This window comes from Chryseobacterium sp. Marseille-Q8038 (assembly GCF_965111995.1).
Map to the genome: position 1 here is coordinate 446,087 of NZ_CBCOPN010000002.1, position 25,616 is coordinate 471,702.

Annotated in this window: 25 protein-coding genes and 1 pseudogene; 7 read left to right on the forward strand and 19 right to left on the reverse strand. The window is 36.1% G+C overall.

Annotation, left to right across the window (positions count from 1 at the left end; genetic code table 11):
* Position 1: 1 nt before the first annotated feature.
* The 6 genes from ACWPWS_RS15925 to ACWPWS_RS15950 form a co-directional block, all read right to left on the reverse strand.
* The gene (locus ACWPWS_RS15925; RefSeq protein WP_209787819.1) at positions 2–1,396 is read right to left on the reverse strand and encodes a type III PLP-dependent enzyme domain-containing protein; all 1,395 of its coding nucleotides are present in this window, start codon (positions 1,394–1,396) and stop codon (positions 2–4) included.
* 122 nt (positions 1,397–1,518) lie between these two features.
* Positions 1,519–2,394 carry a tyrosine-protein phosphatase gene (locus ACWPWS_RS15930; RefSeq protein WP_454047180.1) on the reverse strand — a complete coding sequence of 292 codons (876 nt, stop codon included), beginning with the start codon at positions 2,392–2,394 and terminating at the stop codon, positions 1,519–1,521.
* Positions 2,395–2,572: 178 nt separating this feature from the next.
* Positions 2,573–3,220: a thiamine diphosphokinase gene (locus tag ACWPWS_RS15935; RefSeq protein WP_309512677.1), complete on the reverse strand. Its 648-nt coding sequence runs from the start codon at positions 3,218–3,220 to the stop codon at positions 2,573–2,575.
* Entirely contained in the window at positions 3,210–3,779 is a 570-nt protein-coding gene (locus ACWPWS_RS15940; RefSeq protein ID WP_454047181.1) for a cob(I)yrinic acid a,c-diamide adenosyltransferase, read from the reverse strand. Before ACWPWS_RS15940 ends, ACWPWS_RS15935 begins: the two co-directional genes overlap by 11 nt.
* A 189-nt stretch (positions 3,780–3,968) precedes the next feature.
* The gene (locus tag ACWPWS_RS15945) at positions 3,969–6,389 is read right to left on the reverse strand and encodes a TonB-dependent receptor plug domain-containing protein (protein WP_454047182.1); all 2,421 of its coding nucleotides are present in this window, start codon (positions 6,387–6,389) and stop codon (positions 3,969–3,971) included.
* 335 nt (positions 6,390–6,724) lie between these two features.
* Complete coding sequence (locus ACWPWS_RS15950; RefSeq protein WP_454047183.1) at positions 6,725–7,309, reverse strand: hypothetical protein; 585 nt, start codon at positions 7,307–7,309, stop codon at positions 6,725–6,727.
* A 171-nt stretch (positions 7,310–7,480) separates the two neighbouring features.
* Here ACWPWS_RS15950 and ACWPWS_RS15955 point away from each other — a divergent pair, with 171 nt between their 5' ends.
* Complete coding sequence (locus ACWPWS_RS15955) at positions 7,481–7,972, forward strand: DinB family protein (protein WP_454047184.1); 492 nt, start codon at positions 7,481–7,483, stop codon at positions 7,970–7,972.
* 227 nt (positions 7,973–8,199) lie between these two features.
* Here ACWPWS_RS15955 and ACWPWS_RS15960 read toward each other — a convergent pair whose 3' ends face one another.
* Positions 8,200–9,153: a helix-turn-helix transcriptional regulator gene (locus ACWPWS_RS15960; RefSeq protein WP_105681205.1), complete on the reverse strand. Its 954-nt coding sequence runs from the start codon at positions 9,151–9,153 to the stop codon at positions 8,200–8,202.
* A 93-nt stretch (positions 9,154–9,246) separates the two neighbouring features.
* Between ACWPWS_RS15960 and ACWPWS_RS15965 the strand changes: the two genes are divergently transcribed.
* A complete protein-coding gene (locus tag ACWPWS_RS15965) occupies positions 9,247–9,819 on the forward strand; it encodes a Crp/Fnr family transcriptional regulator (RefSeq protein WP_209787801.1) in 573 nt (190 codons plus the stop codon).
* Positions 9,820–10,023: 204 nt separating this feature from the next.
* Positions 10,024–10,488: a carboxymuconolactone decarboxylase family protein gene (locus ACWPWS_RS15970; protein WP_454047185.1), complete on the forward strand. Its 465-nt coding sequence runs from the start codon at positions 10,024–10,026 to the stop codon at positions 10,486–10,488.
* 49 nt (positions 10,489–10,537) lie between these two features.
* Here ACWPWS_RS15970 and ACWPWS_RS15975 read toward each other — a convergent pair whose 3' ends face one another.
* Together ACWPWS_RS15975 and lptB are read right to left on the reverse strand one after the other, a co-directional pair.
* Positions 10,538–12,265: an ABC transporter ATP-binding protein gene (locus ACWPWS_RS15975; protein ID WP_454048197.1), complete on the reverse strand. Its 1,728-nt coding sequence runs from the start codon at positions 12,263–12,265 to the stop codon at positions 10,538–10,540.
* Positions 12,266–12,769: 504 nt separating this feature from the next.
* Positions 12,770–13,495: pseudogene (gene lptB / locus ACWPWS_RS15980) on the reverse strand (LPS export ABC transporter ATP-binding protein); the annotation flags it as partial.
* A gap of 155 nt (positions 13,496–13,650) precedes the next feature.
* On the opposite strand from lptB, the gene ACWPWS_RS15985 reads away from it, so the two are divergent.
* On the forward strand, positions 13,651–13,944 hold the full coding sequence (locus tag ACWPWS_RS15985; protein ID WP_454047186.1) for a TM2 domain-containing protein: 294 nt from the start codon (positions 13,651–13,653) through the stop codon (positions 13,942–13,944).
* Between the two features lie 82 nt (positions 13,945–14,026).
* Here ACWPWS_RS15985 and hemB read toward each other — a convergent pair whose 3' ends face one another.
* Positions 14,027–15,016 (reverse strand): porphobilinogen synthase, encoded by a 990-nt coding sequence (gene hemB, locus ACWPWS_RS15990; RefSeq protein WP_079242899.1) that lies wholly within the window; start codon positions 15,014–15,016, stop codon positions 14,027–14,029.
* Positions 15,017–15,134: 118 nt separating this feature from the next.
* Here hemB and ACWPWS_RS15995 point away from each other — a divergent pair, with 118 nt between their 5' ends.
* From ACWPWS_RS15995 to ACWPWS_RS16005, 3 genes are all read left to right on the forward strand, one after another.
* Entirely contained in the window at positions 15,135–15,485 is a 351-nt protein-coding gene (locus ACWPWS_RS15995) for a T9SS type A sorting domain-containing protein (RefSeq protein ID WP_034699180.1), read from the forward strand.
* Between the two features lie 107 nt (positions 15,486–15,592).
* Entirely contained in the window at positions 15,593–16,504 is a 912-nt protein-coding gene (locus tag ACWPWS_RS16000; RefSeq protein ID WP_209787789.1) for an ABC transporter ATP-binding protein, read from the forward strand.
* Positions 16,505–16,507: 3 nt separating this feature from the next.
* The gene (locus ACWPWS_RS16005; protein ID WP_105681211.1) at positions 16,508–17,818 is read left to right on the forward strand and encodes an ABC transporter permease; all 1,311 of its coding nucleotides are present in this window, start codon (positions 16,508–16,510) and stop codon (positions 17,816–17,818) included.
* Between the two features lie 107 nt (positions 17,819–17,925).
* Here the strand turns inward: ACWPWS_RS16005 and ACWPWS_RS16010 are convergent, their stop codons facing one another.
* The 9 genes from ACWPWS_RS16010 to lpxD form a co-directional block, all read right to left on the reverse strand.
* The gene (locus ACWPWS_RS16010; RefSeq protein ID WP_105681212.1) at positions 17,926–18,597 is read right to left on the reverse strand and encodes a porin family protein; all 672 of its coding nucleotides are present in this window, start codon (positions 18,595–18,597) and stop codon (positions 17,926–17,928) included.
* Positions 18,598–18,613: 16 nt separating this feature from the next.
* Positions 18,614–19,486, reverse strand: a complete 873-nt coding sequence (sucD, locus tag ACWPWS_RS16015) for a succinate--CoA ligase subunit alpha (protein ID WP_047378735.1) — start codon at positions 19,484–19,486, stop codon at positions 18,614–18,616.
* A gap of 100 nt (positions 19,487–19,586) precedes the next feature.
* Positions 19,587–20,156: a hypothetical protein gene (locus ACWPWS_RS16020; RefSeq protein WP_454047187.1), complete on the reverse strand. Its 570-nt coding sequence runs from the start codon at positions 20,154–20,156 to the stop codon at positions 19,587–19,589.
* Positions 20,153–21,052 carry a UDP-3-O-(3-hydroxymyristoyl)glucosamine N-acyltransferase gene (locus ACWPWS_RS16025; RefSeq protein WP_209787781.1) on the reverse strand — a complete coding sequence of 300 codons (900 nt, stop codon included), beginning with the start codon at positions 21,050–21,052 and terminating at the stop codon, positions 20,153–20,155. Before ACWPWS_RS16025 ends, ACWPWS_RS16020 begins: the two co-directional genes overlap by 4 nt.
* Positions 21,053–21,122: 70 nt before the next feature.
* The gene (gene efp / locus ACWPWS_RS16030; protein WP_209787779.1) at positions 21,123–21,686 is read right to left on the reverse strand and encodes an elongation factor P; all 564 of its coding nucleotides are present in this window, start codon (positions 21,684–21,686) and stop codon (positions 21,123–21,125) included.
* Between the two features lie 20 nt (positions 21,687–21,706).
* Positions 21,707–22,378, reverse strand: a complete 672-nt coding sequence (locus ACWPWS_RS16035) for a hypothetical protein (RefSeq protein WP_209787776.1) — start codon at positions 22,376–22,378, stop codon at positions 21,707–21,709.
* A complete protein-coding gene (lpxA, locus tag ACWPWS_RS16040) occupies positions 22,378–23,172 on the reverse strand; it encodes an acyl-ACP--UDP-N-acetylglucosamine O-acyltransferase (RefSeq protein WP_209787773.1) in 795 nt (264 codons plus the stop codon). The genes ACWPWS_RS16035 and lpxA overlap by 1 nt, the downstream gene beginning before the upstream one ends.
* Positions 23,173–24,570, reverse strand: a complete 1,398-nt coding sequence (locus ACWPWS_RS16045) for a bifunctional UDP-3-O-[3-hydroxymyristoyl] N-acetylglucosamine deacetylase/3-hydroxyacyl-ACP dehydratase (RefSeq protein WP_105681218.1) — start codon at positions 24,568–24,570, stop codon at positions 23,173–23,175.
* The gene (gene lpxD, locus ACWPWS_RS16050) at positions 24,563–25,594 is read right to left on the reverse strand and encodes a UDP-3-O-(3-hydroxymyristoyl)glucosamine N-acyltransferase (protein ID WP_454047188.1); all 1,032 of its coding nucleotides are present in this window, start codon (positions 25,592–25,594) and stop codon (positions 24,563–24,565) included. Before lpxD ends, ACWPWS_RS16045 begins: the two co-directional genes overlap by 8 nt.
* Between the last annotated feature and the right edge of the window lie 22 nt (positions 25,595–25,616).

Below are 25,616 nucleotides of genomic sequence, written 5' to 3' on the forward strand. Positions count from 1 at the left end.
CTTATTTATAACCAAGCAGTTTCAATATATCTTCCGGTTCCTGTTTTTCACGGAAAATTTCGTATTGCAGTTCACCGTTCTCATCTTTCTGAATCAGGACGTGTCTAGGCTGAGGCATCAGACAGTGGTGTACTCCGCCATATCCACCGATGGTTTCCTGATAAGCTCCCGTGTGGAAGAATCCGATATACAAAGGTTTTGTATCACTGAAAACAGGTAAATAAATTGCGTTGGTATGCTGTTCTGAGTTATAATAATCATCCGAATCACAAGTCAGTCCTCCCAGGAATACTCTTTCATAAGTATCTTCCCAACGGTTAAGCGGAAGCATGATAAAGTGTCTTGAAATTGCCCATGTATCAGGAAGAGTGGTCATAAAAGAAGAATCAATCATATTCCATTTTTCTCTGTCATTCTGACGTTTCTGAGAGATAATTTTATAAAGGTTCGCTCCACTTTCCCCTACGGTAAAGCTTCCGAATTCAGTGTAGATGTTAGGTTCTTCCACTCCTTCTTCTTCACAGAATTTTTTGATCTGAGAAACAATCTCTTCTACCATATACTGGTAGTCATAATCAAAGTTCAAAGAAGTTTTGATTGGGAAACCACCTCCTATGTTCAGTGAATCTACTTCAGGAGCAATTTTCTTCAAACGGGCATATACACGAAGACATTTGTACAATTCGTTCCAGTAGTAAGAAGTATCTTTAATCCCGGTATTGATGAAGAAGTGAAGCATTTTCAATCTTGCATTCGGGTGTTCTGCGATCTTCTGGCTGTAGTAAGGGATGATATCTTTATATCCGATTCCTAATCTTGAGGTATAGAATTCGAACTTCGGTTCTTCCTCTGATGCAATTCTGATTCCGATATTAAAGGTAGAATCGATGCTTTCCGTAAGTTTATCCAATTCTCTGTAGTTATCAAGAATCGGAGTAATATTTTCAAAACCGCTGTTGATCATATCTGAAATCTTTGCCAGATAATCATCAGTTTTGAAACCATTACAGATGACTTCAATATTTTTATCTACTTTCTCTTTTTCATAAAGAGACTTTACAATATCCATGTCATAAGCAGAAGAAGTTTCTATTGAAATATCATTTTTCAATGCTTCTTCCAATACAAAATTAAAATGACTGGATTTTGTGCAGTAGCAGTAGGTATAATTCTTTCTATATTCGGTTTTTTCAAAAGCTTCTTTAAACCAGCTTTTTGCTTTCTGAATATTTTGAGAAATTCTCGGCAGATAGCTAATCTTTAGCGGAGTGCCAAATTGTTCAACTACGTCCATCAGTGGAACGTCGTGAAACAACAAATTGTTCTCAGAAACATTAAATTCCTCTGTAGGAAAATATAATGTCTGATCAATAAGTTCCGAGTACTTTATTTTCATTTCTAAACAAGTGAATTAAGAAATGCAAAATTGCTAAAAAAGTTTCATTTTTAGGTGTTAAAATTATTATAATTTTAAATAAACACCCAATATTAAATCTTATAGAAATTTATCTCTGATAATCAATACGTAAACTTTTGAATATATTCCCTCCTTTTAGCATCTGAAATCCCTAATGCCTGCTGAATATAGGCATCCGTAGAACCATACTTTTTATTGATCTCCCCAAAAGCAGCATCAAGATATCTTTTTTCAACCCAGCTCAGTTTTTCCAGTACCTGTAAATCCATTTTCGGATAGAGAAAATGTAAAGTATTGGCAAGACGAAGCCTCTTCTGAACAAGATCTTTTCTATAATTATTAGAGAGAAGATATTCGTTGTAAATAGTCTCTTTATCAAATTTCAGAATCGTTAGAAGTAATGCTGTGATAATTCCCGTTCTGTCTTTTCCCGCTGTACAGTGATAAAGAATCGGATCTTTAGATTCCAGAATTTCTGTAATAATCTTTTTTATGGTTTCGGGGTTTTCCGTCACATATTCACGGTAAAAATCAATCATTCTTTTATCGGCATCGGAAGCATTCACTTTACCTTTAAGAACCAGTTTTTTCGCCTGAGCCAACTGATCTCCTTCATCTTCGAACGCTGAATATTTTTTGTATGCAGTTTCTGCCGGCAGCTGATCCGGCTTCTGAGTAATTTCTTTTGAATTTCTAAGGTCAATAATTTCTTTGATCCCCAGTTTTTCAACATCATCAAAAGATTTCTTTTTAAGCTGATGAAGATGGGCACTTCTATAGAACCTTCCCTCTTTTAAAGTTCTTCCTTCTGTGTTTTTAATATTTCCTACCGTACGGAAATTCGTTACTTTCTTAATATGAATTACTTTTTCAGTTTCATTTTTTCCATATTCGGGTGTTTCAAAATGCTGTGTTTTGCACGAAACAATACTGCATAATGAAATGGTAAAAACTGATATTTTGATTAGTTTATTCAATATTTTTAATAAGTTTTGGCTAAAGCCAATGGATGTATTTATTTTTATTAAACGGGCTAAAGCCCTTTTCTATTGATGTAAAAATTCGTGCCATTTGTGAAAAACATTGGTGTAATTTGTGTTTAATGACAGTCTTTTTTTTAATGGGTAAAGCCCGTTTCTATTGATAATTGATTCTTTAGTAGATTGTTGGATATTCTATTTCGCTGACTCCTACGAATAACAAAACATCACCTGATTCATATTCTACAGAAATCTCATCTTCAACAGCAAAATTTCGGGTTCCTATTCTTGACGTGATGCTTAGATTTTCGTTGGTTAAAGGCCAATTAAGTCCTTTTGTTGTTATATTGTTCACCGATGGAAAAGGGTAAAGAGAGATCATTCTTTTTTTCGCTCCTTTCAATGTAAAATGATTGGGAATAAAATAATACTCTGAAAATTCATCATAAAATTTAATGTTCATCTGATCTTTGAATGCATAAGCAACGGTAAGATTTCCCAAAAAATGATCCTGTTCACCACCGCTTCCTCCAAAAACATCGGTTTCTGAAAACCCTTTTTCCTGAATGATTTCCAGTGCTTTGTGAAAATCTGTTTTTTCCTGATCTAAGGTAAGGATAAATTTTCCTTCATACATATCTTCATCTGATCCGGAGTGTGAATCAAAGTCACCGGATATAAAATCCAGCTTATCCAAAGGAAAACCCATTCTTTTTAAATAATGAAAAGCACCGTCTGTGCAGGCAACTAAACCATAATTATCAGGATTGGGTAATGATTTTGGAGCCTCTCCGTTGATGAAAAGTAATGCTTTATCTCTCATTCGGATTCCAGTATTCTTCCGGTTCGTTGTTCAGTTTTGAAATGTATCTTGCCAACACAAAAAGATAATCTGAAAGTCTGTTTAAATATTTAATCAATTCAGGGCGTACTTCTTCTGATTCATTCAGAAATACCAATGAGCGCTCTGCTCTTCTGCAGATGGTTCTTGCTGCATGTAAAAAAGTTGCAGATTTTCCTCCACCTGGCAGGATAAAGTACTGAAGAGGTTCCAGCTTTTCATCGAAGGCATCCATCCATTGTTCCAGCTCTTCAATTTCAGTTTCTGAAATAATAATCGGAAGACGTGATTTTCCGTTGGCAAGCAGCAGCTTATCTACAGGTGTTGCAGCTTCTGAACCTACCGTAAACAAATCAAACTGTATTTTCTTCAGCTGTCTCAACACTTCTTCATCTTCAATATGACTTTTTGAAATCCCAATGAATGAATTCAATTCGTCTATATTTCCATAGCTGTCTACTCTTGCGCTGGCTTTGGAAACCCTTGTTCCGCCATACAATGCAGTCTGGCCTTTATCTCCTGTCTTTGTATAAATTTTCATAGTACTAAAATACTTTTTTTTGTACAATGTAAAAAGTAAAATGTAGGAATTAGTTCCTATTCTATCTGAAAAAAAATTGCCTGACATTAATTAATACCAGGCAATTTTCACATAGATGTTTGTATATCTTTTGAAATTGCTTTCTCATTGTTAAGCATGACAAGCAAATTTCAATTCCTTATTGATGAGTTAAAAAGTATAATTGACATTGAGCTGAAAAATTGTTCCGTTAAATCCAAACTGATTGACCTCCCAAGGGTATTTGAACCTTCCTCCAAGATCTGTGACTACATCTCCTTTGCTGTCTATTATATCCGGATAAATATTAAATAAGTTATTGACAACTCCGGAAACTTTAAGATCATTCGTGATTTTATAGGTTAAAACGATGTCTGTAATTACCTTACCGGAAAATGTCTGATCTTTGGCAGGATCAGTAGCGTGCTGCCATGTAACCGATCCAAAATACGTATTATTAAGGTTAAAATTAAACTTTGAAATATCATACGAAAGGCTAAGAATAGTTTTTGTTTTTGGTCTTGCAGAGATAATTCTGGATTGTTCTTTTCTATCAAAAAAGTTTTCTGAATAGCCGTTTTCAGCCAAAATAGGCGGAACAGCAATATTATCTACTATCTTAGTTTCGTTATAATTGAAAGCAGCAATAATTCCCAATTTTCCTTTGCCAATAGCAGAAGTATAATAATTAGCTACAAAATCAACCCCTTCAGTCACTGTATTGACAGCATTGGTAAAAAACTTCAGGGAGGTTATTTTGTTATTGTTTAATATGACTTCCACAGGATTTGTCAGATCCGGACTTCCCGGAGCACCGGTTTTGTACCCAATATCTCCTGAGAAAAGTACCCTGTCTTTAATTTTTATTCTGTAATAATCTGCTGTAATAGTAAGGTTTTTAAAAGGCTTTACGGCAAATCCTCCCGTAATATTAAAGGCTTTTTCAGCATTTAATTTGGGTACCCCAAGATCAGATCTTATAATTTGAGAGTCATTATTAAAAGTACCCTGATTAGCTACCGTATTTCCTGTAATTTTGGTTTGAACATTAGAGTAATAAATCTGGTGTAATGAAGGCGCACGGAATCCTGTAGAAACCGACCCACGGAAAACCAATTTATCATCCAGTAATTTATATCTTGCATTTGCTTTCCATGAAACATTATTTCCGAAATCACTGAAATTTTCATACCTCACCGTTCCTCCAATTAACAGGTTTTTCGTAACATCCCATTCAGCATTCATGTAAGCTCCGATATTCTGACGATTTTTGTTAACTTCATTTTGAGGCTGCAGTCCCGGAAATGATTCTGCTCCACTTCCTATATAAGACACTTCCTCTCCTGCCCTTGCCTGATAATTTTCATTACGTACTTCAGCTCCGGCTCCTAAAACAAGGGCCCCAAAATCCCTGCTGATATCTACGTTTCCAATAATATTACTGAACTGGTGGCCACCTGCTTTAAAATAGGTTGGTGAATTTGCACCCAAAGATGTATTAATAGTGTTTCCTACAGCATAATCTACGGCATTAGAACCAAAGGTTGCACTCCCATCAAAACTCCATTTTCCAAACATTCCTTTCCATCCGGAGGTTAAATTATAATCGTAAACATCTGTTTTAAATTGCGGTTGAAATCCATTGTAAGGTTGTCCTTGTGGAGTTAATAAACCAAAATCTGAAGTTACCCAATAGGGAGTTCTGTACAAAGCAAAACTGGTCCCACTTCTGTAAGTGGTACCCCCAAAAGCATAAAATTTACCTGTTTCACCTGTTGGCAACTCAAAATTGACAAACATATTCCCCACTTTCGTCTCCGGCTGCCCTATAATCATTCCCAGACCAGGATTAGCTTGTGTCCAGGCATTATCTACACCAAAAAGTTCGTCTTTTGTAACAGAGCCTGCGCGGTTCGTTTTATTTTGAGAGGAAAATCCGAAGGTAAGATTCAGACTTCCGGTTTTTGCTACTCTGATTCCCGTATTAAAATCTGCTCCGATATTAAAACCGTCTCCTTTTGAAGTAATACCTGAAAAAAGATTGACCGTGCTTTTTCCCACACTGTTTTTAAGAATTATATTAATTACTCCTGCAATAGCATCCGAGCCGTACTGTGCAGATGCTCCATCTCTCAATACTTCTACATTTTGTAAGGCTGCTGAAGGAATACTTTTCAGATCTGTACCTACTTCACCTTTTCCCGGTGTATCATTTACATAAATTAAAGCACTTTGATTTTTTCTTTTACCGTTCACCAAAACCAATGTTCTGGAAGGTCCTAATCCTCTTAAATCTGCAGGATCAAAGTGAGCCGTTGCATCAGAAACAGTTTGCTGTGATGAATTAAAAGAGGGTACAGCATACGTCAAAGCTTTATCAAAAGTAACCTGCCCCGTGGATTTTAACTGTACTGCCGAAATATTGTCAATAGGAATTGCAGAGGTAATGATGGTTCTGGGCTTGGTTCTACCTGTGGTAACTACCACTTCATCTATTTTATTTTGTTTTATGCTGTCCTGAGCATATCCCATAGCACCTGCTCCGCTTAATACTAATGCATAGATTTTTCCATTAAATAAATTATTTTTCATGTCAATTGTTAATTATTTAATAAATCTAATGAAAAAATTAATATTAAATACAAAAACAAAACATATAATAATAATTCAATTACATATTAACGAAAACTATACCATTTCACAAAAATCACAATTAGTTCACAAAACATAAAGTAATTTATTAATAACATGAAAAAAAATAAATCAATAACATCGTATTTGTATAAAAAAATTAATTACTCAACATCGGAAATAAACATAATTTCATTCGCTCTGATGAGTAGTTTTCAACGGGTTGATATTGCTTCGCCTATGGCTCGCAATGAGTGGCAATAAAAAATGGCCGGGAGAAACCGGCCATATCCAAATTATTTATTTACCTCTACGTATTGTATGATGGTCTGATTTTTTGGGTTGTAGATGATTGTACTACTGTTGGGAAATCTTTTCAGCTTATAATACTGAATGTTTTTATCGGATTTAATATCCTCCAGAATACTGGTATCAATTGTATTGTCAGGAAGGAATTTCGATAGGAAACTTATTTTATCTATGATATTCTGTCCATCAATCTTACGGGCAGTTTTATCAGATTTATTTTCATCAGATGTTGGCTGGCCTTCCAAAAATGGCAGTAGCACAGCGATATCGGCTTTATATTTTAAAATATACCCCTGAGGTCTTCCCGGAATTGTAATTTTCTTACCCTTTTCTTCAGAAACTATAGAAGCTCCTGTACCAGGAAAAACAGTATTAAACTTAACGTCTTCGGAATTGGTTAAAGAATTTATAGATTCATTGACTGTTTTCTTTACCGTCTCTTCCACCACTTCCTGTGTTTTTTGCCGCACGGTTTCGGTAGTTTTTTGAACAGTCTGGTCAATTTTTTCCTCTATCTTATTGCATGATACTACTAAAAAAGCAGTGACAACAGGCAAAATATACTTCTTCATAATTCTTTTAATTGCGATTTTTTTTAGTAATACACTACTCTTCTAACGCAAAATTAGAGCCAATATTTGAAGATTAAAAAAATATTTTTTCAATATCAAAAATCCTACTGACAAACTGTTGTCATAACCCTCTCTTACCTTTGTATCAACAACAAACAAAACAAATAAATTATGACAACTACAGCCACAGCCACAAAACAATTCATGACTTCTGAACAATTATTAAACGATTGGCAGGGACACAGAAATCTGACGAGAAGAGTCATTGAATCTTTTCCTGAGAAAGAACTATTTGAATTTTCAGTAGGCGGAATGAGACCATTTTCAAAGCTTGCAGTAGAACTGATCGGAATTGCCGGACCTGCTTTAAAAGGAATTGTGGAAGGGACTACAGAAGCTTACAACGAAGAAGCTTTCAATCCGAAAACAAAAGAAGAAATCTTAAAGAAGTGGGATGAAGAAACAGAAGTGATTAATCATTATTTCAGTATGATTTCTGAGGATCGTTTCCAGGAAACTTTCAATTTATTTGGAGAGTATGAGTTTCCGGTATATCAAAACATTCTTTATTTTGTAGATAATGAGGTTCACCACCGTGGACAAGGATATGTGTATCTGAGAGCTTTGGGAATTGAACCTCCTTTCTTCTGGGAAAGATTTTAATAAAAACGGAAGGGTAAAATCGCAAAAAGGCAGAAAATCCTGAAAAAAATCACCTCTGCAATGTCATCTTTTCAACAGTGATTTTTCTTCAATTCATCTACAACTTATATCATTTTTTTGCGACTCAACACCACTGCTCTTTTGTAATTTTGCTCTTCGCTTATTAACCATTTCATTTATTTGCCTCAATTAAGTCTTTAAACCTCAACAGGTATTCTGTTGGGGTTTTATTGATGTCTTTCTGTCATTTTCAGAAGCAGTTCTTTCAATCGTGTGCGAAGGCTTTCGGGTTCCAGAACAGTGGCATAGTCTGCAAAAGTGATGAGCCAGCGGGGAAACCCGTCATTAATCCATTCTGTTTCAAAAGTCAGTTCTACTCCATTTTCGGTTTCTACTTCTTCTATCAGTCCATAATATTTTTTAGAATTTACCAGGTGATTCATGATCTTTTTATCAACCAGAAGTTTAGCTTTGACTTTATTTCCATTTGATTTTTTGCGATAATCATTCACCTGTCCGTATTCCTGTACAAAAGGATTCGGTGTTTTTGAAATTTCCAGAATCCTGTCAATACGAAACTGTCTGAAATCTTTTCTCAACATACAGAATGCCATGATGTACCAAAAATTAAACTCAAAAAACATCCCCACTGTTTCAATCGTTCTGTTATTCACTCTCCCGTCTACCGTCTGATATTTTATATTCAACTGGCTTTTCTCTGCAATACTTTCGAGAATAATAGGAATCACATTTTTCAGTGAGTCCCCGGAATCTGTATGAAAGCTGAAAACATCAATCTGTTTTTCAATATTTTTAATCAGATTTTTATCCGAATATTTCAGCACTGAACGCACTTTTTCCATGGCAGCCTGATAATGATTTCCTAAGCTTTGGTGGGAAAATTTCTGCATCAGTTTTTCCGCGGTAATGAAACTTAACACCTCTTCTTTGGTAAACATGATCGGAGGAAGTTTATAGCCGTCCATTAATGAATATCCGTTACCCGCTTCTCCCACAATGGGAATCCCAGCATTTTCCAGCGTTTTCACATCACGATAAATGGTTCTGATACTGACATCGAATTTTTCAGCCAGATCCTGAGCCCTCACAATAGGCTTAGACTGCAGCTGGGTAAGGATGGCCGTTACCCGATCGAGTTTTTTAAGATAGTGGTCGTTCATTATAACAAAGCTAAAAATTCTTTTTCGAAGTATGGCTTATAAATAGGACCGCTTTTTTTATTAATTTTATTTTCACAAAACAGTTTCCTATTTATGCTTCACACTCATTTCGTTCAATCTATTGAAAAAATCTTAAAACCAGAACAGGCAGTGATAGACGGACTTGTTTCCAATCTGGAATCCAAAACTTACAGAAAAGGAGATTTTCTGTTAAAAGCCGATGAAACCTGCAGGTATTTTTATTTCATTGAAAAAGGGCTTGTAAAACTGTTTTTTGACAATGGAGATAAAGATTTTATCATGACATTTTTTGCTGAAAATGCTTTTTTTGCAGAATTGAGTGGTTTTCTTACCGGAAATCCATCAAAATATATGATTGTTGCCCTGGAACCTACAGAAGTTCTTCGGGTACACAGAGATGTTGTTGAAGGATTATGCAAAAAATATCACACGGCAGAAACACTTTTCAGTAAGCTGTATTCAAAAGCTCCGGTGAATATGATGGGAAGGATCAGTGAAATGCTGGAAGATGATGGAAAAAAACGGTATCATAATTTTCTGAAACAAAGACCTGATCTTATTCAACGCATCAGTCTTGGGGATCTTGCTGATTATATTGGCATCACTCAGGTTTCTCTGAGCAGAATCAGAGCACAGAAACTTTAGGGGAATGGGTGATGGAAGCTTGAAGAGGGAAGCTATTGCAGACTGAGTATATATCATCTACCTAATAGTAACTTCTAGCATCTAACTTCTAGCATCTAGCATCCATCTTCTAAAATCTTTCCTTTTAAAATTTATCATTTGTAAAAAAATTCAGGGAAATTCCACGCTACATTTGTCACATAATTAATCACAAAAACAAATATTATGTCACAAAGAATCAACGCATTTGCCATCGGAAACAAGGCTGTAAATGCACTTCACAACATGGGATCTCAGGTACAGCATTCTTCACTGGACAATTCATTTCTGGAACTGATGTATTTCAGAGTTTCACAAATGAATGGCTGTGCTTTTTGTCTGGATATGCATTCCAAAGAATTAAGAGCGAAAGGGGAATCTGAGCAGAGAATATTTCTGGTAAGCGCCTGGAGAGAATGCTCATTTTACACCGATAAAGAAAAGGCAGGGTTTTTATGGGCGGAGACTTTAACTGCTTTGAACGGTAAAGAAGTGAATGATGAGATTTATTCAAAGGTAAGTCATCATTTTTCTGAAACTGAAATGGTAGATTTAACCATGGCTGTTATTGCCATCAACAGTTATAACAGAATTAATATTGCTTTCGGAGCTGATGTAGGTACTTATCAGGTTCCTGAAAAAGCGCTTTAAGCAATACTGTAGAAATGTAAAAACTCAGCCTGACCGCTGAGTTTTTTGTTTAATTTTCTTTAAAAGTATTCACCAGTTTATCAAGGTTCAGACTCCTTGCTGATGCATCGAAAATTTCACGATAAGTTCCTTCTTTATTGTAAAGTTCATCATGAGTTCCGTTCTCTACCACTTGTCCTTTCTTCATCACATAAATGGTATCTGAATCCAGAATCTGTGACAGGGAATGAGAAATGATAATCACTGTTCTTCCTTCTTTTATAGCATCCAGAGAATTTTTGATCTGTTCAGTAGCGATAGCATCCAGGCTGGCTGTGGGTTCATCCAAAAAGATAATCGGAGGGTTTTTAAGAAATAATCTTGCAATAGCAATTCTCTGCTGCTGTCCTCCGGAAAGCTGGGTGGCATCATGCAGGTATTTGTCGGGAAGATCCATAATCTGTTCGTGCAGATAAGCTTTTTTTGCGGCTTCCTGAATTTCTTCAAAACTTGCATTCATATCTCCGTAACGGATATTATCTTCTATGCTTCCCTGAAAGATATGATTTTTCTGAAGTACCAGTCCCAGGTCACTTCTCAGAAAGGTATTGTCGTATTCATTAAGGTTAACTCCATCCAAAAGAATTTCTCCGGAATCCGGAAGATAAAATTTGCATAAAAGATTAATAACTGTAGACTTTCCTGCACCACTTAATCCTACCAAAGCCGTAGTTTTCCCATTTTCAATTTTCATAGAAACACCATGTAAAGCTTTGGTTCCGTTGGGATACGTAAAATCTACATTTTTCAGTTCAAAAGTTCCTTTGATTTGTTTTTCTACAAAGTTTCCGTTCGATTCCGTCTCGTTATCTGCATTGAGAATATCGAAATAACCTTCGGCATAAATCATGGCATCGTTCATATCATCATAAATTCTGTGAAGCTGACGAATGGGCGCTGAAACATTGTTAAAAAGCATAATATGAAGCATAATGGCACCAATAGTCATTTGCTGATCGAGCACCAGATAAACGGTTAAAAGAATAATCAGAACCACTCCAAACTGTTCTATAAAAGTTTTTAATCCATCATAGATAAAATTGGTTCTTCTCGTGATCATCTGGCTTTCCATCAACTCCATCTGAAGATCATATTGTTTTTTTCCTTCAAATTTTTCACGGACAAAACTTTTAATGACCATAATAGAATTGATCAGATTTAAAAGTCCGGATGTCTTTCTTTCCCTTTGATTTCTGAGCTGGCGGCGGACTCCTCCCAATTTTTTAGCCTGCAGAGAACTTATGTAAAAATAAATAGGAACAATAATCGTTGAAACAAGTCCCACATACACATTCTGCATGTACATAATGATCAGCGCAATAATTGCATTGGAAAAAAGAGGAAGGATATCAATGAAAAAATTCTGAACCAGCCTTGTCAGACTTTCTATTCCACGGTCTATTCTGATCTGGAGTTTTCCGGACTCATGGTTTTCATCATTAAAATAAGCAACCCTGTAGGTTAAAATCTTATCAATCGCCGATTGTGCCAATACTGAGCTTACGTTGATTCTAATCTTTTCCCCATAAAATTTCTGTCCGAAATTGATAAAGATATTCAGCAATTCCTTTCCCAGTAGAATAATGGAAATGATGATAAGAATATGAATTCCCTCTGACATGGGATGCGGAAGGTGAGTAAGCTTAGTCACCTCATCTACGGTATATTTCAAAACAATTGGGTTCACCTGCGCTGCCAAAGCTCCGAGAAAAGTAAGAAACAGGGTTCCGTAAATCATTAATCGGTAAGGTCTGATGAATGGGACAAGCTGTTTATAAATTCCGAATAAAGTAACGGTTCTGTTAAAAGGTTTAGCCATAGAAATCATTTTAAATGAAAAACGTACCGCTTTCAAAAGAAAAAGGTACGTTTTATTATCATGTTCAGCAAATAAATGCTTTATATTTTATCCCTCATACATATAAGTCGTAAGGTAGTGCAGCTCTTTTCTGCTTGCTTCTTTAGACTCTGCTTCCGCCTGTTCCAGAGAATATTGAGAGTTAATTTCCTTTTTCTGGAAAACAAATGAATTGTTGGCATTCTTATCCACAATATCATTAAAGATATGCTCAATTTCAGAGTTGGCTAATGAGGCAAAACTGATATCTTCAAAACCATACATCAGTCTCAGGTCATCAAACTGTTTGAAATTATCATTGACAAATCCTTGAAACTGTGCTTTTGAATCAAAATTACCTGCCCAGATATTGTAAGCGTATTTCTTCTTTTTAGGCTTATCCAAAATACTCTGATAAACAAAGTTTTCACCCAGGTACGCTTCTCTTACCTGTGGATCATTTGCCAGGTCTTCCGGAAGTCCTTCTTTCAGGATCTTTCCTTCAAACATGATATAGGTTTTGTTGGTAATGGCTAAAGTCTGCTGTACGTTGTGGTCGGTAATTAAAATTCCGATGTTTTTATCCACAAGGCTTCGTACAATTTTCTGGATATCTTCTACGGCAATTGGGTCTACCCCTGCGAAAGGTTCATCCAGAAGGATAAAGTTCGGGCTTGTAGCAAGACAACGAGCAATTTCGGTTCTACGTCTTTCTCCTCCGGAAAGAAGGTCTCCTCTGTTTTTACGGACATGCTGTAAAGAAAATTCTTCAATCAGTTCATCACATTTGATCTGCTGCTCACGCTTTGAAAGCTTAGTCAGCTGCAAAACTCCCATAATGTTTTCCTCTACGGAAAGTTTTCTGAAAACAGAAGCCTCCTGTGCCAGATACCCGATTCCTTTTTGAGCTCTTCGGTACATTGCATCGGTGGTAATCTCCTGTTTATCCAGGAAAATTTTTCCTGAAGTGGGCTTAACCAACCCTACGATCATATAAAACGATGTGGTTTTTCCGGCTCCATTCGGACCCAGCAAACCAACAATTTCTCCCTGTTGAACCTGTACAGAAACGCCTTTTACAACTTTTTTAGGACCGTATTCCTTGATTAAGTTTTCTCCTCGTAAAATCATAGGGCAAATATATCAAAAATATAAACTTCACTTATAGGTTAAATGCAAACTTGTTTAGCTTAAATGCAAACTTGTTCATTTACAAACCATTGTAACTTTTTATCATTTTAATATACTCATCATAAAATATATCAATCAATTACAAATAATAAGAAATGGAAAATTACGGGTACACAAAAACAGAAAATGTACAAAACCAGCAAAGCAATGTTCCTTACCGTTCGGAAAAGAAAATCCCTGCTGCTATATTGGGAATTCTTGTGGGATGGCTGGCTTTAAATAAGTTTTATCTGGGTTATACCAAAGAGGGAATCATTCAATTGGTTCTGAATGTCGTTACTTTTGGTGCAGCTTCAATTATTCCTTTTATTGAAGGTATTTTATATCTCTTTATGCGTGACAAACAGTTTGATGACACTTATGTTTATGGAAAAAAAGGGTGGTTATAAGAAATTATTATCAACCTATTATAAATAAAAAAGAGACTGCCTGTTTGGGTAATCTCTTTTTTTATTGGGATGAATTTAATTATTATTTATTTAATAAGATAGCCGCTTCTTTTGCAAAGTAGGTAAAGATCATATCTGCTCCTGCTCTTTTGAAACACGTCAAACTTTCAATAATTGTTTTGTCATTATCCAGCCAGCCGTTTTGGGCAGCAGCTTTTACCATGGCATATTCTCCACTTACATTGTATACTGCAATCGGAAGGTCAATCGCTTCACGTACTTTGGAAACGATATCCAGATAAGGAAGTCCCGGTTTGATCATGATCACATCTGCTCCTTCGTGGATATCTTTAAATACCTCGTTCAATGCTTCACGGGTATTGTGAAAATCCATCTGATAGGTTTTCTTATCTTTCGGAATTTCCATATCATCTTTCGGAGCACTGTCTAAGGCACTTCTGAAAGGTCCATAGAAAGAGCTTGCATATTTGGCTGCATAACTTACAATTCCTACATCTGTAAATCCGCTTTCTTCCAATGCTTCACGAATGATCTGTACTCTTCCGTCCATCATATCACTTGGTGCCACAAGATCGGCTCCTGCTTCTGCATGAGATACTGACATTCTTGCCAGTGCATCATTGGTAGCATCATTTAAAACTTTTCCGTTTTCAATGATTCCGTCGTGTCCATAGATTGAATAAGGATCTAAGGCTACATCAGGCATCACAACCATTCCCGGAACGGCGTCTTTAATGGCTTTGATGGTGTTCTGCATTAATCCGTCTTTGTTCCATGCTTCTTTTCCTGTATTGTCTTTCAGGTGTTCTGACACTTTCATGTACAAATTGACAGCTTTTACCCCCAAAGAAAATAATTCCTTACATTCCTTCACTGTTAAATCTATACTCCGCCTAAAAATTCCCGGCATAGACGGGATTGCCTCCTGCTTGTTTTCGCCCTCCATTACGAAGATCGGCATTACAAAATCATCAGTTGTAAGCACATTTTCTCTTACCAAACTTCTGATAGATTCATTAACTCTAAGTCTTCTATTTCTTGAATGTATCATTTTGGAATACTTTTTGAATAAGTTTCTACAAATTTAATATAAGTTCTGCAAAAAACTATTGTACGAAATTGTAGAATGTATTACATTTGTTATATATATTCGAGAAATTATAAATTTGATGAAAAAACTTTTACTTTTATTTCTATTTGTAGGCACTTTTGTTGGATTTTCCAACAATTTCAAAGCTCAGCTTAGAGAGCCGGGTTCCATCACTCAAAAGGCGGATGATGGCGTATTGCTTGCCTATCCAAATCCTGCAAAGGATTTCCTTATTATTAAGGCAAAAGATTCTTCTTTAAGAATCAAAAGTGTGACTTTTTATTCAATTTTGGGTATGCAGGTTGCTAGTTATACGGTGAATATGAATTCCGGTGAGATTAATATTGAAAAATTAAAACCCGGAAAATATATGATCCGATATATTTTAAGTGACAACACGCAGAAAGTTACTCAAATCGTGAAACAATAAATTAAAATCCTGATAATCATCAGGATTTTTTCTTTTACATTAATTCTGTTTTAATATTTCCGTAACTTTCGGGACTTTTTCATACTAATAGTAAAAAGAACAATTTAATGCTAAAAGCTGAACATATTAAAAAGACCTATAATGCCGGAAAAAAGGTCGCCCTGGATGATTTTAGCATCCATGTTCCAAAAGGCAGTATTTATGGCCTTTTAGGCCCCAACGGAGCCGGAAAAACTTCTTTTATCCGTATCATTAACCAAATTACACAGGCCGACTCTGGAGAAATCCTTATTAATGGACAAAAACTGAACCCTGCCCATATCAAAGACATTGGCTATATGCCTGAAGAAAGAGGACTGTACAAAAACATGACTGTGGGTGATCAAATTCTATATTTCGGGGAACTGAAAGGAATGACCAAAAGTGATGCATTGAATGAAGCCAAAAAATGGTTTGAAAAACTGAACATTGATCAATGGTGGAAGAAAAAGCTTTCTGAACTTTCTAAAGGAATGGCACAAAAAATTCAGTTTGTAGTTACCGTTCTTCACAGGCCGCATCTTTTGATTCTTGATGAACCTTTTTCGGGTTTTGATCCTGTGAATGCCAACTTAATCAAAGATCAGATCATTGATCTTAAAAATAACGGAACAACCATTATTCTTTCTACCCACAGAATGGAAAGTGTAGAGGAAATGTGTGATTATGTTGCTTTGATTAATAATTCCAAGAAAATTATTGACGGAAGGGTTTTTGACGTAAGAGAAAAATTCAAGAAAAATATTTTTGGGATTACGCTTTCTGAAGTAAGCAGTGATCATTTTGAAAATTTCAAAAATAAATATGAGATCTTCAATTTATCTAATGAAAACAATCTTGTTTCTTTTGATCTGAAAAATGAGGAGAGCCAAAATAATGTGCTTCTTGATCTGGTACAGGTAGGTAAAGTAAGATCTTTCGACGAAAGAATTCCCAGTATGAATGAAGTGTTTATTAACGCTGTCAGTAACCATTCTTAATTTATGAATAATATTTTTTTAATTACCAAGAGAGAATTTCTTACCCAGGTTAAGAAAAAATCTTTCATTATATTGACTCTGCTTGCTCCTGTAATGATTATTGCTTTCGGAGCAGTGGTGGGTTTAATGTTTAAAGCAAATGAGTCACATAGCATTATTGAGGTGGTGGATAAGAGCGGTCTGTTTACCAACCATCTTAAATCTAATGATAAATTAAACTACGTTTTTGTTTCTGCAGCTGATGAAAAGTCTAAGATTAACAATTTAAAAGGAAATGAATCTCTGGACGGCATTCTGATCCTTCCTGAGCTGAAAAATCAGAATTTTGATGCGCTTGAAAAAGAGGCAAGACTGGTCATCAACAGTAAAATAGGATTTGACACCAAGCAGCAAATTGTATCTGATATCAGCAATGTGGTCAGAAAAGAAAAAATCAAGCAATTGGGTATTCAGGAAACTCAATTGAATGATCTTGACAAAAACTTTACTTTAAAAACCATTAATGTAACGGATAATAATAAAGAGGATTCTGATCTTGCTTTTGGCGTTAAATCCGGATTGAGTATGGTTCTGATGTATGTTACCTTTATGTTCATCATTATTTATGGGGTAAGGGTAATGAGAAGTGTTCTTGAAGAGAAAAATAACCGTGTTGTAGAGATTATTATTTCTTCTGTAAAACCTTTTGAACTGATGATGGGTAAGATTCTGGGAGTAACAATGGTTGCTCTGACGCAGTTTTTGATCTGGATTACCATGTCTGTCATCGGAGCATTGGTATTAAATACAGGTTTTTCTCCGCTTCAGAAAAATATTCCGGGGGCCAATGAAGAGATTGCAAGTAAACTGGACATTGGACAGCTTGCTACCCAGATTTCTCACAGCTTGCTGGAACTGAACTTCCCGTTAATCATTTTTGTATTCATCGTTTTCTTCCTTTTAGGTTATGTCTTCTATAGCTCAATTTATGCAGCCATTGGTTCTGCTGTAGATAATGAAACAGAAACACAGCAATTTACTTTATTTGCAATTTTACCCTTAACATTAGGCATGTATGGAAGCTTCACACTGATGAATAATCCGGAAGGACCTTTAGGCTTCTGGCTGTCCATCATTCCGTTTACTTCACCAGTTGCTATGATTGCCAGAATTCCATTTGGAGTTCCTGCGTGGCAGATTGCATTGTCTATAACATTACTGCTGGTAACGACTATTTTCATGATCTTCCTTGCCGGAAAAATCTATCGTGTAGGTATTCTGATGTACGGAAATAAAGCTACTTTAAAAGAGCTTTGGAAGTGGATTAAGGGCTAATTAATCGAAATAGCAAAACGCTAATTTTATCTTTTGATTTTCCAAAAGACATATCAATAAAAAATCCCGGAAACTGAGTTTCCGGGATTTTTTTATTTTGAAATATTCTATTTGAATATGTAGCTTAAAGTAAGTGCGATTACCTGTTCTGATTTTTTCTTATCAGTACCCTTGGTTTCTTTAGCGAGACCAGGATAAGTATCTCCTAGACCTAAGTCATATTTTAAAGCTACTTCAAGTTGTCTTTTGTAGCTATATCCTACTCCCAGTCCAAGTCCCCAGTTAAAGCTCTTTGCCTTTCCATTTACGCCTGACGGCTGGTTAGGATCTGTAACATCCGGGTCATAATAAGGTCTGCTTACAGGAACGTCTTTTACGTTCTGGCTCAGTAAGAAGTTAAATCTAGGTCCTATTAATCCAAAGAATTCTGATTCTGCTTCAGAGAAATATCCTTTGAAATAAAGAGGAACACTCAGGTAGTTATTAGCATATACTGCATCATAACCGCTTACCCCTTTAGCATCTTTATCTTTACCTGTTTCTCCTGCACCATAGTACAGAACTTCAGGCTGAATAAAGAATTGGTTTGCCTTTCCTACGGGAATCAATGCTAATGCTCCAGCTTGGAAAGTGTATCTTGGGCCTGAAGGATTGTGGGCGTTAGATACTCTGGAGTAGTTTAAACCTCCTGTAACTCCAAATCTTGTACTTTTCCATTGCACCTGTGCAAAGGATAAGGCAGAAAGAGTTAAAGCTGAGGCTAATAAAAGTTTTTTCATATGGTGTGGTTTTATATTATCCAAGAATTTTTGCTACAGTAGCACCGATATCAGCTGGAGAATCTACAACGTTGATACCGTTTTCTCTCATGATTTCCATTTTTGCCTGAGCTGTATCTTCAGCACCACCTACGATAGCACCTGCGTGACCCATTGTTCTTCCTTTTGGAGCTGTTTGTCCAGCAATGAAACCTACAACCGGCTTATTAGATCCGCTTGCTTTGTACCATCTTGCAGCTTCAGCTTCAAGACCTCCACCGATTTCACCAATCATTACAACTGCTTCAGTTTCAGGATCGTTGATGAATAGCTCTAATGCTTCTCTTGTTGTTGTTCCGATGATTGGGTCACCACCGATACCAATTGCTGTAGAAATACCGTAACCAGCTCTTACTACCTGGTCAGCAGCTTCGTAAGTAAGGGTTCCTGATTTTGAAACGATCCCTACTTTTCCTTTTTTGAAAACGAAACCTGGCATAATACCAATTTTAGCTTCTTCAGAAGTAATGATTCCAGGGCAGTTTGGTCCGATTAATCTGCAGTCTCTGTCAGCGATGTAAGATTTTACTTTTACCATATCAGCTACAGGAATTCCTTCAGTAATACATACAATCACTTTAATTCCTGCTTCAGCAGCTTCCATGATAGCGTCTGCTGCGAATGCCGGCGGTACGAAAATGATACTTACGTTTGCTCCTGCTTTTTCAACAGCGTCAGCTACAGTATTAAATACCGGTTTTCCTAAGTGCTCGCTACCTCCTTTTCCTGGAGTAACACCACCTACTACGTTTGTTCCGTATTCAATCATCTGACCAGCGTGGAAAGTTCCTTCATTTCCTGTAAATCCTTGTACAATTACTTTAGAATCTTTGTTTACTAAAATTGACATTTTATTGTTGTTTTAATTTATTTATTTTCAGTTTATACGTCTTATACGTTCAGACAAAAATAATGATTATTTGTCGTTAAAAAATTTTTTAAATCTGATTTTATTCATCATATCTTTTCAACAGATCGATTAAATCTTCTTCCTTAAGTCTGTTGTAATTAATATTTTCAATCAGTGGTTCCAGCTCGGGTTTATCAGCCGTTAATTCCTTCAATTTCTTCCTGTTATTGACAAAAAGACTTAACGGTTGTCTTATATCTCCTTTGTATAAAACATCTGATGTAAGAGTGGATCCGTCATAACCATGACGTCTGTATGCTTTCAGCCATTTTATTTTTCTACCATCATACACCAGTTCTACCAAAGTTTTGGTTGATTCTAAAGGAAAATAAATAAAAACTCTTGGCTTTCCTTTAAGGTCTACGAACTCAATCTTTTGAATTTCAGATGGTTGATATTTAACAGTTTGTCCATTTTCCAGAATCTTAACTTTTCTGTCGCTAATCGTTATCTCATCAATCTGATTACTATCAAAAAGATTAGTTATAAAAGGTATTTTAGCATCTACAGTTCTGTTATCACTAAATGTAACCTTTGATTCGATCTGTGATTTCTGAGCGAAACTTATTGAATATATAAAAAGAAATAGAGCTAATAAATTCTTCATCATAGTTTTCTCAGTTTTACTTCTTTTTTCAGATAGGTTTTGAAATCTTCTGCAAACATCCCGATATAGGTTCCTTTTTCAAGATCTCTGTTCACCCCTGTTTTTCCCAAAAGCACTGATCCTGCCTCAATTTTATTTCCGGAAGCAATTCCCACCTGCCCCCACAGCGTCACCTCATCTCCAATGACACAGCATCCTGCTATTCCTACCTGAGAAGCAATCAGACATTTTTTTCCGATAACAGTATCGTGCCCGATTTGAATCTGGTTATCTAAAACAGAACCTTCACCAATGATGGTAGAGTCTGTAACTCCTCTGTCAATTGTACAGCCATTACCGATCTCTACGTTGTTTTCAATGATAACATTTCCTACAGAAATCAGACGGTCAAAGTTTCCATTCAGTTTTCTGTAATAAAATGCGTCACCTCCTAAAACGGTGTTAGACTGAATAACAACATTATCCCCGATTTCAGTACGGTCTCCAATCACAACATTTGGAAAGATAAGGGTGTTTTTTCCAATTTTCACATTGTTTCCGATCACTGCAGAATGGTGAACTTTTGTGCCCTCTCCAATTTCAACATCATGAAGCTCTTCTGTGAAATTATATATTCGGGTAAAATGAGTATTGATTTTATTAAAGTCTCTGAAAGGATCATCAGAAACCAGAAGTGCTTTGCCTTCCGGGCAATCTACTTCTTTATCAATTAAAATAATAGTGGCTGCAGAGTTTAATGCTTTGTCATAGTATTTAGGATGGTTTACAAAGACAATATCACCAGGTTTTACCATGTGAATTTCATTGGTTCCCAATACTTCAAAATCTTCCGGCCCTACAAATGCTGAGCCTATTAAATCTGCAATCGTTTTAAGCTTTTGCGGAGAATGGAATCTCATAACAATAGATTTTCTTATAAAACAAAATTCGGACTGCTGATGCAAACCGAATTTATGTAATTTTTATTTATTATTTTACTCTTTCTAAGTAGCTACCGTCTTCAGTGCTTACTTTAATTCTGTCTCCCGGTTCAATGAACAAAGGAACCATTACTCTTGCTCCTGTTTCAACGATTGCGTTTTTAAGAGCATTGGTTGCAGTGTTTCCTTTAACCCCTGGATCAGCTTCGATAACATCAAGATATACCGACTGTGGAAGTTCAGCAGAAAGTGGTGTTTCATCAGCTTCTTTCAAAATGATTGTTACTTCTTCACCAGCTTTCATAAACTGAGAGTTTTCAATCATTTCTTTATTGATGTATAACTGAGAGAAGTCATCATTGTTCATGAAGTGGAATCCGTTCTCATCATCATACAAATACTGGAACTTTCTGGTGATTACTTTTACTTCATCAATTTTGTGTCCCGCAGAGAAAGTGTTATCAATTACTTTACCGTTGGTTACAGACTTTAGTTTTGTTCTTACGAAAGCAGGTCCTTTTCCTGGTTTTACGTGAAGAAACTCAATTACTTTATAAATATCATTGCTATACTCGATACATAGCCCTTTTTTGATATCGTTACTTGTTGCCATTAATATATTTTATATTCTTTTTATTTATTATTCTCTTTATTCACCAAATCAATTATATCTTCCAGGTAATACTGATTGGCTTTTAGTTTTGAAATCACCTCCGGATCATTATCTGTAAGTTTAACAATGAGTTTTGTATCCACTACCAATCCAAAGCTGACATCTCTTTTATCAGAGGTATTATTTGATTTTTCAATATCAACCAAAAGAACCTTGTAAGAATTTCCTTTTTTATCCTTCCACGCAAACTTAGGTGTTAAACCTGCATTCAAAGCGCCCCCTAACAAGCCTCCTCCGTAAGGATTATTGTATGAAATTGCTTTTTTATCTTTTACTTCATCCAGATAGATCAAAAAATATTTCTTCCCGATTACATTCACTCTTGCAAATGTATCAAAAGAATAGATATACGCTGCATAGGTCATGCTAAAATACAGGTTATCCTGATATTTCATCAGCCATGCTCTATTCTCCATCTTTGCCTTTTTATCAGTATCTGCAAATCTGAATGGCGACATTTTGATGTAATCTTCATTCTGACTTTTTACTTCTGCATAAACATTGGGTTTAGCCAGGCTGTCTTTTTTATAATCTGAGAAGCCGTAATAGAACTCCATTCCTGTTATCCTTTGGTTCTGGGAAAGGCAAAAATGGGAAATTACCAATGCAAAAAGAAAAGATAATTTTTTCATTAGTTACTCTCTTTACCTGTTCCGTAACCTTTTACGATACCTCTTGGTGAATTTTGAATAAACTGTAAGATTTCATCTCTTTCAGCCGTTGGAAGCATTTCTTTTTCAATATGGGAAATAGCCTGAGAAACGTTCATCTTCATCTGAAAGATCGCTCTGTAGATTTTCTGGATTTCAAAGATCTTTTCATTCGTAAAACCTCTTCTTCTTAAACCAACAGAATTGATCCCTGCATAAGACATAGGCTCTCTTGCTACTTTTACATAAGGCGGAATATCTTTTCTTACCAGAGTACCCCCGGAAATCATGACGTGTTTTCCGATTTTACCAAACTGGTGAACTGCTGATAAACCTCCCATTACCGTATAATCTCCAATCTCCACGTGCCCTGCAATACCACAACCGTTGACAATGATAACGTGATCTCCGATAACACAGTCATGTGCAATATGCGAAGTTGCCATAATAAGACAGTGAGCTCCAATTTTGGTAAACCCTAAGGCTTTTGTCCCTCTGTTTACGGTAACACATTCTCTGATTGTCGTTTCGTCACCGATAATCACCTGGGTATCTTCACCATCAAATTTCAGATCCTGAGGAATCGCAGAGATTACCGTTCCCGGGAAAATCCTACAGTTTTTTCCTATTCTTGCACCATCCATAATGGTTACATTAGGACCAATCCATGTTCCTTCTCCAATTTCTACGTCCCCTGCAATGGTAGTGAAAGGTTCTACGATTACATTTTTGCTGATTTTCGCACGTTTATCTACGGCTGCTAATTGATGAATCATTTAATCAACTTTATTTTTTGCAACTTGAGCCATAAGCTCTGCTTCTACTGCTACAGTGTCTCCTACATATCCATATCCCTGCATATGAACAATTCCTCTTCTGATAGGCTCTATCAATTCAATTTTGAATATAAGCGTATCTCCCGGAATTACTTTTCTCTTGAATTTCACCTTATCAATTTTGATGAAATAAGTAGAATAGTTTTCAGGATCCGGAACGCTGGCCAGTACAAGAATTCCTCCTGTCTGTGCCAATGCCTCTACCTGAAGTACTCCAGGCATTACAGGTTCTTTAGGGAAGTGTCCAACGAAGAATGGCTCATTCATCGTAACATTTTTCAGACCTACAACGTGAGAATCTGAAAGTTCAAGAACCTTATCAATCAATAAGAATGGAGGTCTGTGAGGCATAAGCTTCATAATTCCGTTGATATCGAATACGGGTTCTTTTGTCAGGTCAAAATCCGGAACGTTTTTCTTTTTCTGCAATTTCCACTGGCGGTTTAGTTTTTTCGCAAACTGAGTATTCACAAAGTGTCCCGGTTTGTTAGCGATAACTTTACCTTTTATTTTTACACCTGCCAAAGCAAGGTCACCGATTACATCCAGTAATTTGTGTCTCGCAGCTTCGTTAGGATAATTTAAATTAAGATTGTCCAGAATACCGTTGGGTCTGATCGATACATTGTCTTTTCCAAAGGCTTTCTTTAATTTTTCTGTAGTTTCAGGAGTAAGATCTTTATCTACATATACAATAGCGTTGGAAATATCTCCACCTTTGATCAAACCATGATCTAAAAGCATTTCCAACTCATGCAGGAAGCTGAATGTTCTTGCTGATGAGATTTCGTCTTTAAATTCTGAAATATTTTTAAGGGTAGCATTCTGAGTACCTAATACTTTAGTCCCAAAATCTACCATGGTAGTTACTTCGTAAGTATCTGAAGGAATAATTGTGATTTCCGAACCTGTAGCCGGATCACTGTAAGTAAGAACTTCTTTTACCACAAGATATTCTCTTGCTACCGTTTGTTCTGCTACTCCAACACTTTCGATTGCTTCTACAAAGTATTTTGAAGATCCATCCAAAATAGGAGGTTCAGAGGCATCCATTTCTAAAACAGCGTTGTCTATATCACAACCAACCAGGGCTGCTAAAAGGTGTTCGCATGTGGTAATTTTTACCCCTAATTTTTCTAATGTAGTTCCTCTTTCTGTTGCTACAACATAATTTACATCTGCTTCTACCTGAGGATGTCCCTCCAAGTCTGTTCTTACAAATACAAAACCTGTATTTTCTTTTGCAGGTTTAATGGTAAGTTTTACTTCTTTACCCGTATGAAGGCCAATTCCAGAAAGAGTTACCTCTTGCTGAAGTGTTTTTTGCATATCACTCATTAGTATTATCTTTTGAGTTATTCTCAAGATTATTTATTCTATTTACTATTCCAGGTAAGTTCCTGAAATGAACATAACTCCTCAAATAGTCATTGTAACTGATAGCCGGTGAGCCGTACAATGTTTCTCTGTCATTAACGCTGGAATTCACGCCACTCTGAGCCTGGATTTTCACCTGATTTCCTATTTTGATATGTCCTACAATACCTACCTGACCACCGATCTGGTTCCAGTCACCGATTGTAGTAGAACCGGCGATTCCCGCTTGTGCAGCAATCACATTATTCTGACCAATTTTAACGTTATGAGCAATCTGAATCAGATTATCAATTTTAGTTCCTTTACCAATAGTAGTAGAGCCTATTGTAGCTCTGTCAATACTACAGTTTGAACCGATTTCAACATCGTCTTCAATAATTACATTTCCAAGCTGTGGTATTTTTTTGAAGCCTTCAGCGGTTGGCTGGAAACCAAAACCGTCACCTCCAATTACCGTATTGGAATGAATGACACAGTTATCCCCAATAATACAGTAGTCGTAAATTCTGGCTCCACTGTCTATTTTACAGTTTTTACCAATTTTCACTCCTTTTCCTATATATACATGTGGATAGATCTGTGAACCTTCCCCGATTTTAGCTTTCTCAGAAACATAAGTAAATGCCCCGATATAGGCTTTATCTCCTATAACAGCAGTATCATGAATGGAAGATCCATTCTCAATACCTTCTTTTCTCCCCTGCATTTCCTGATATAAATTCATCAGAATCTGAAAAGAAAGATAGGCATCCTTTACAACAATTAAGGTAGGATTATAATGATTTTTCTCCAGAAGTTGTTCTGAAACGATAATAACAGAGCATTTTGAGCTATCCAAAAAATGAGAAAATCTATCTTGTGCTATAAAAGAAAGATGTCCTGATTCCCCATTCTCAATTGGTGAAACTCCCGTAATAAGTGCATTCTCGTCACCTATTATTTTTCCGTCAATAAAACTTGCAATTTGCGAAGCTGTAAATTCCATATTCTGCAAAGATAAGAAATTC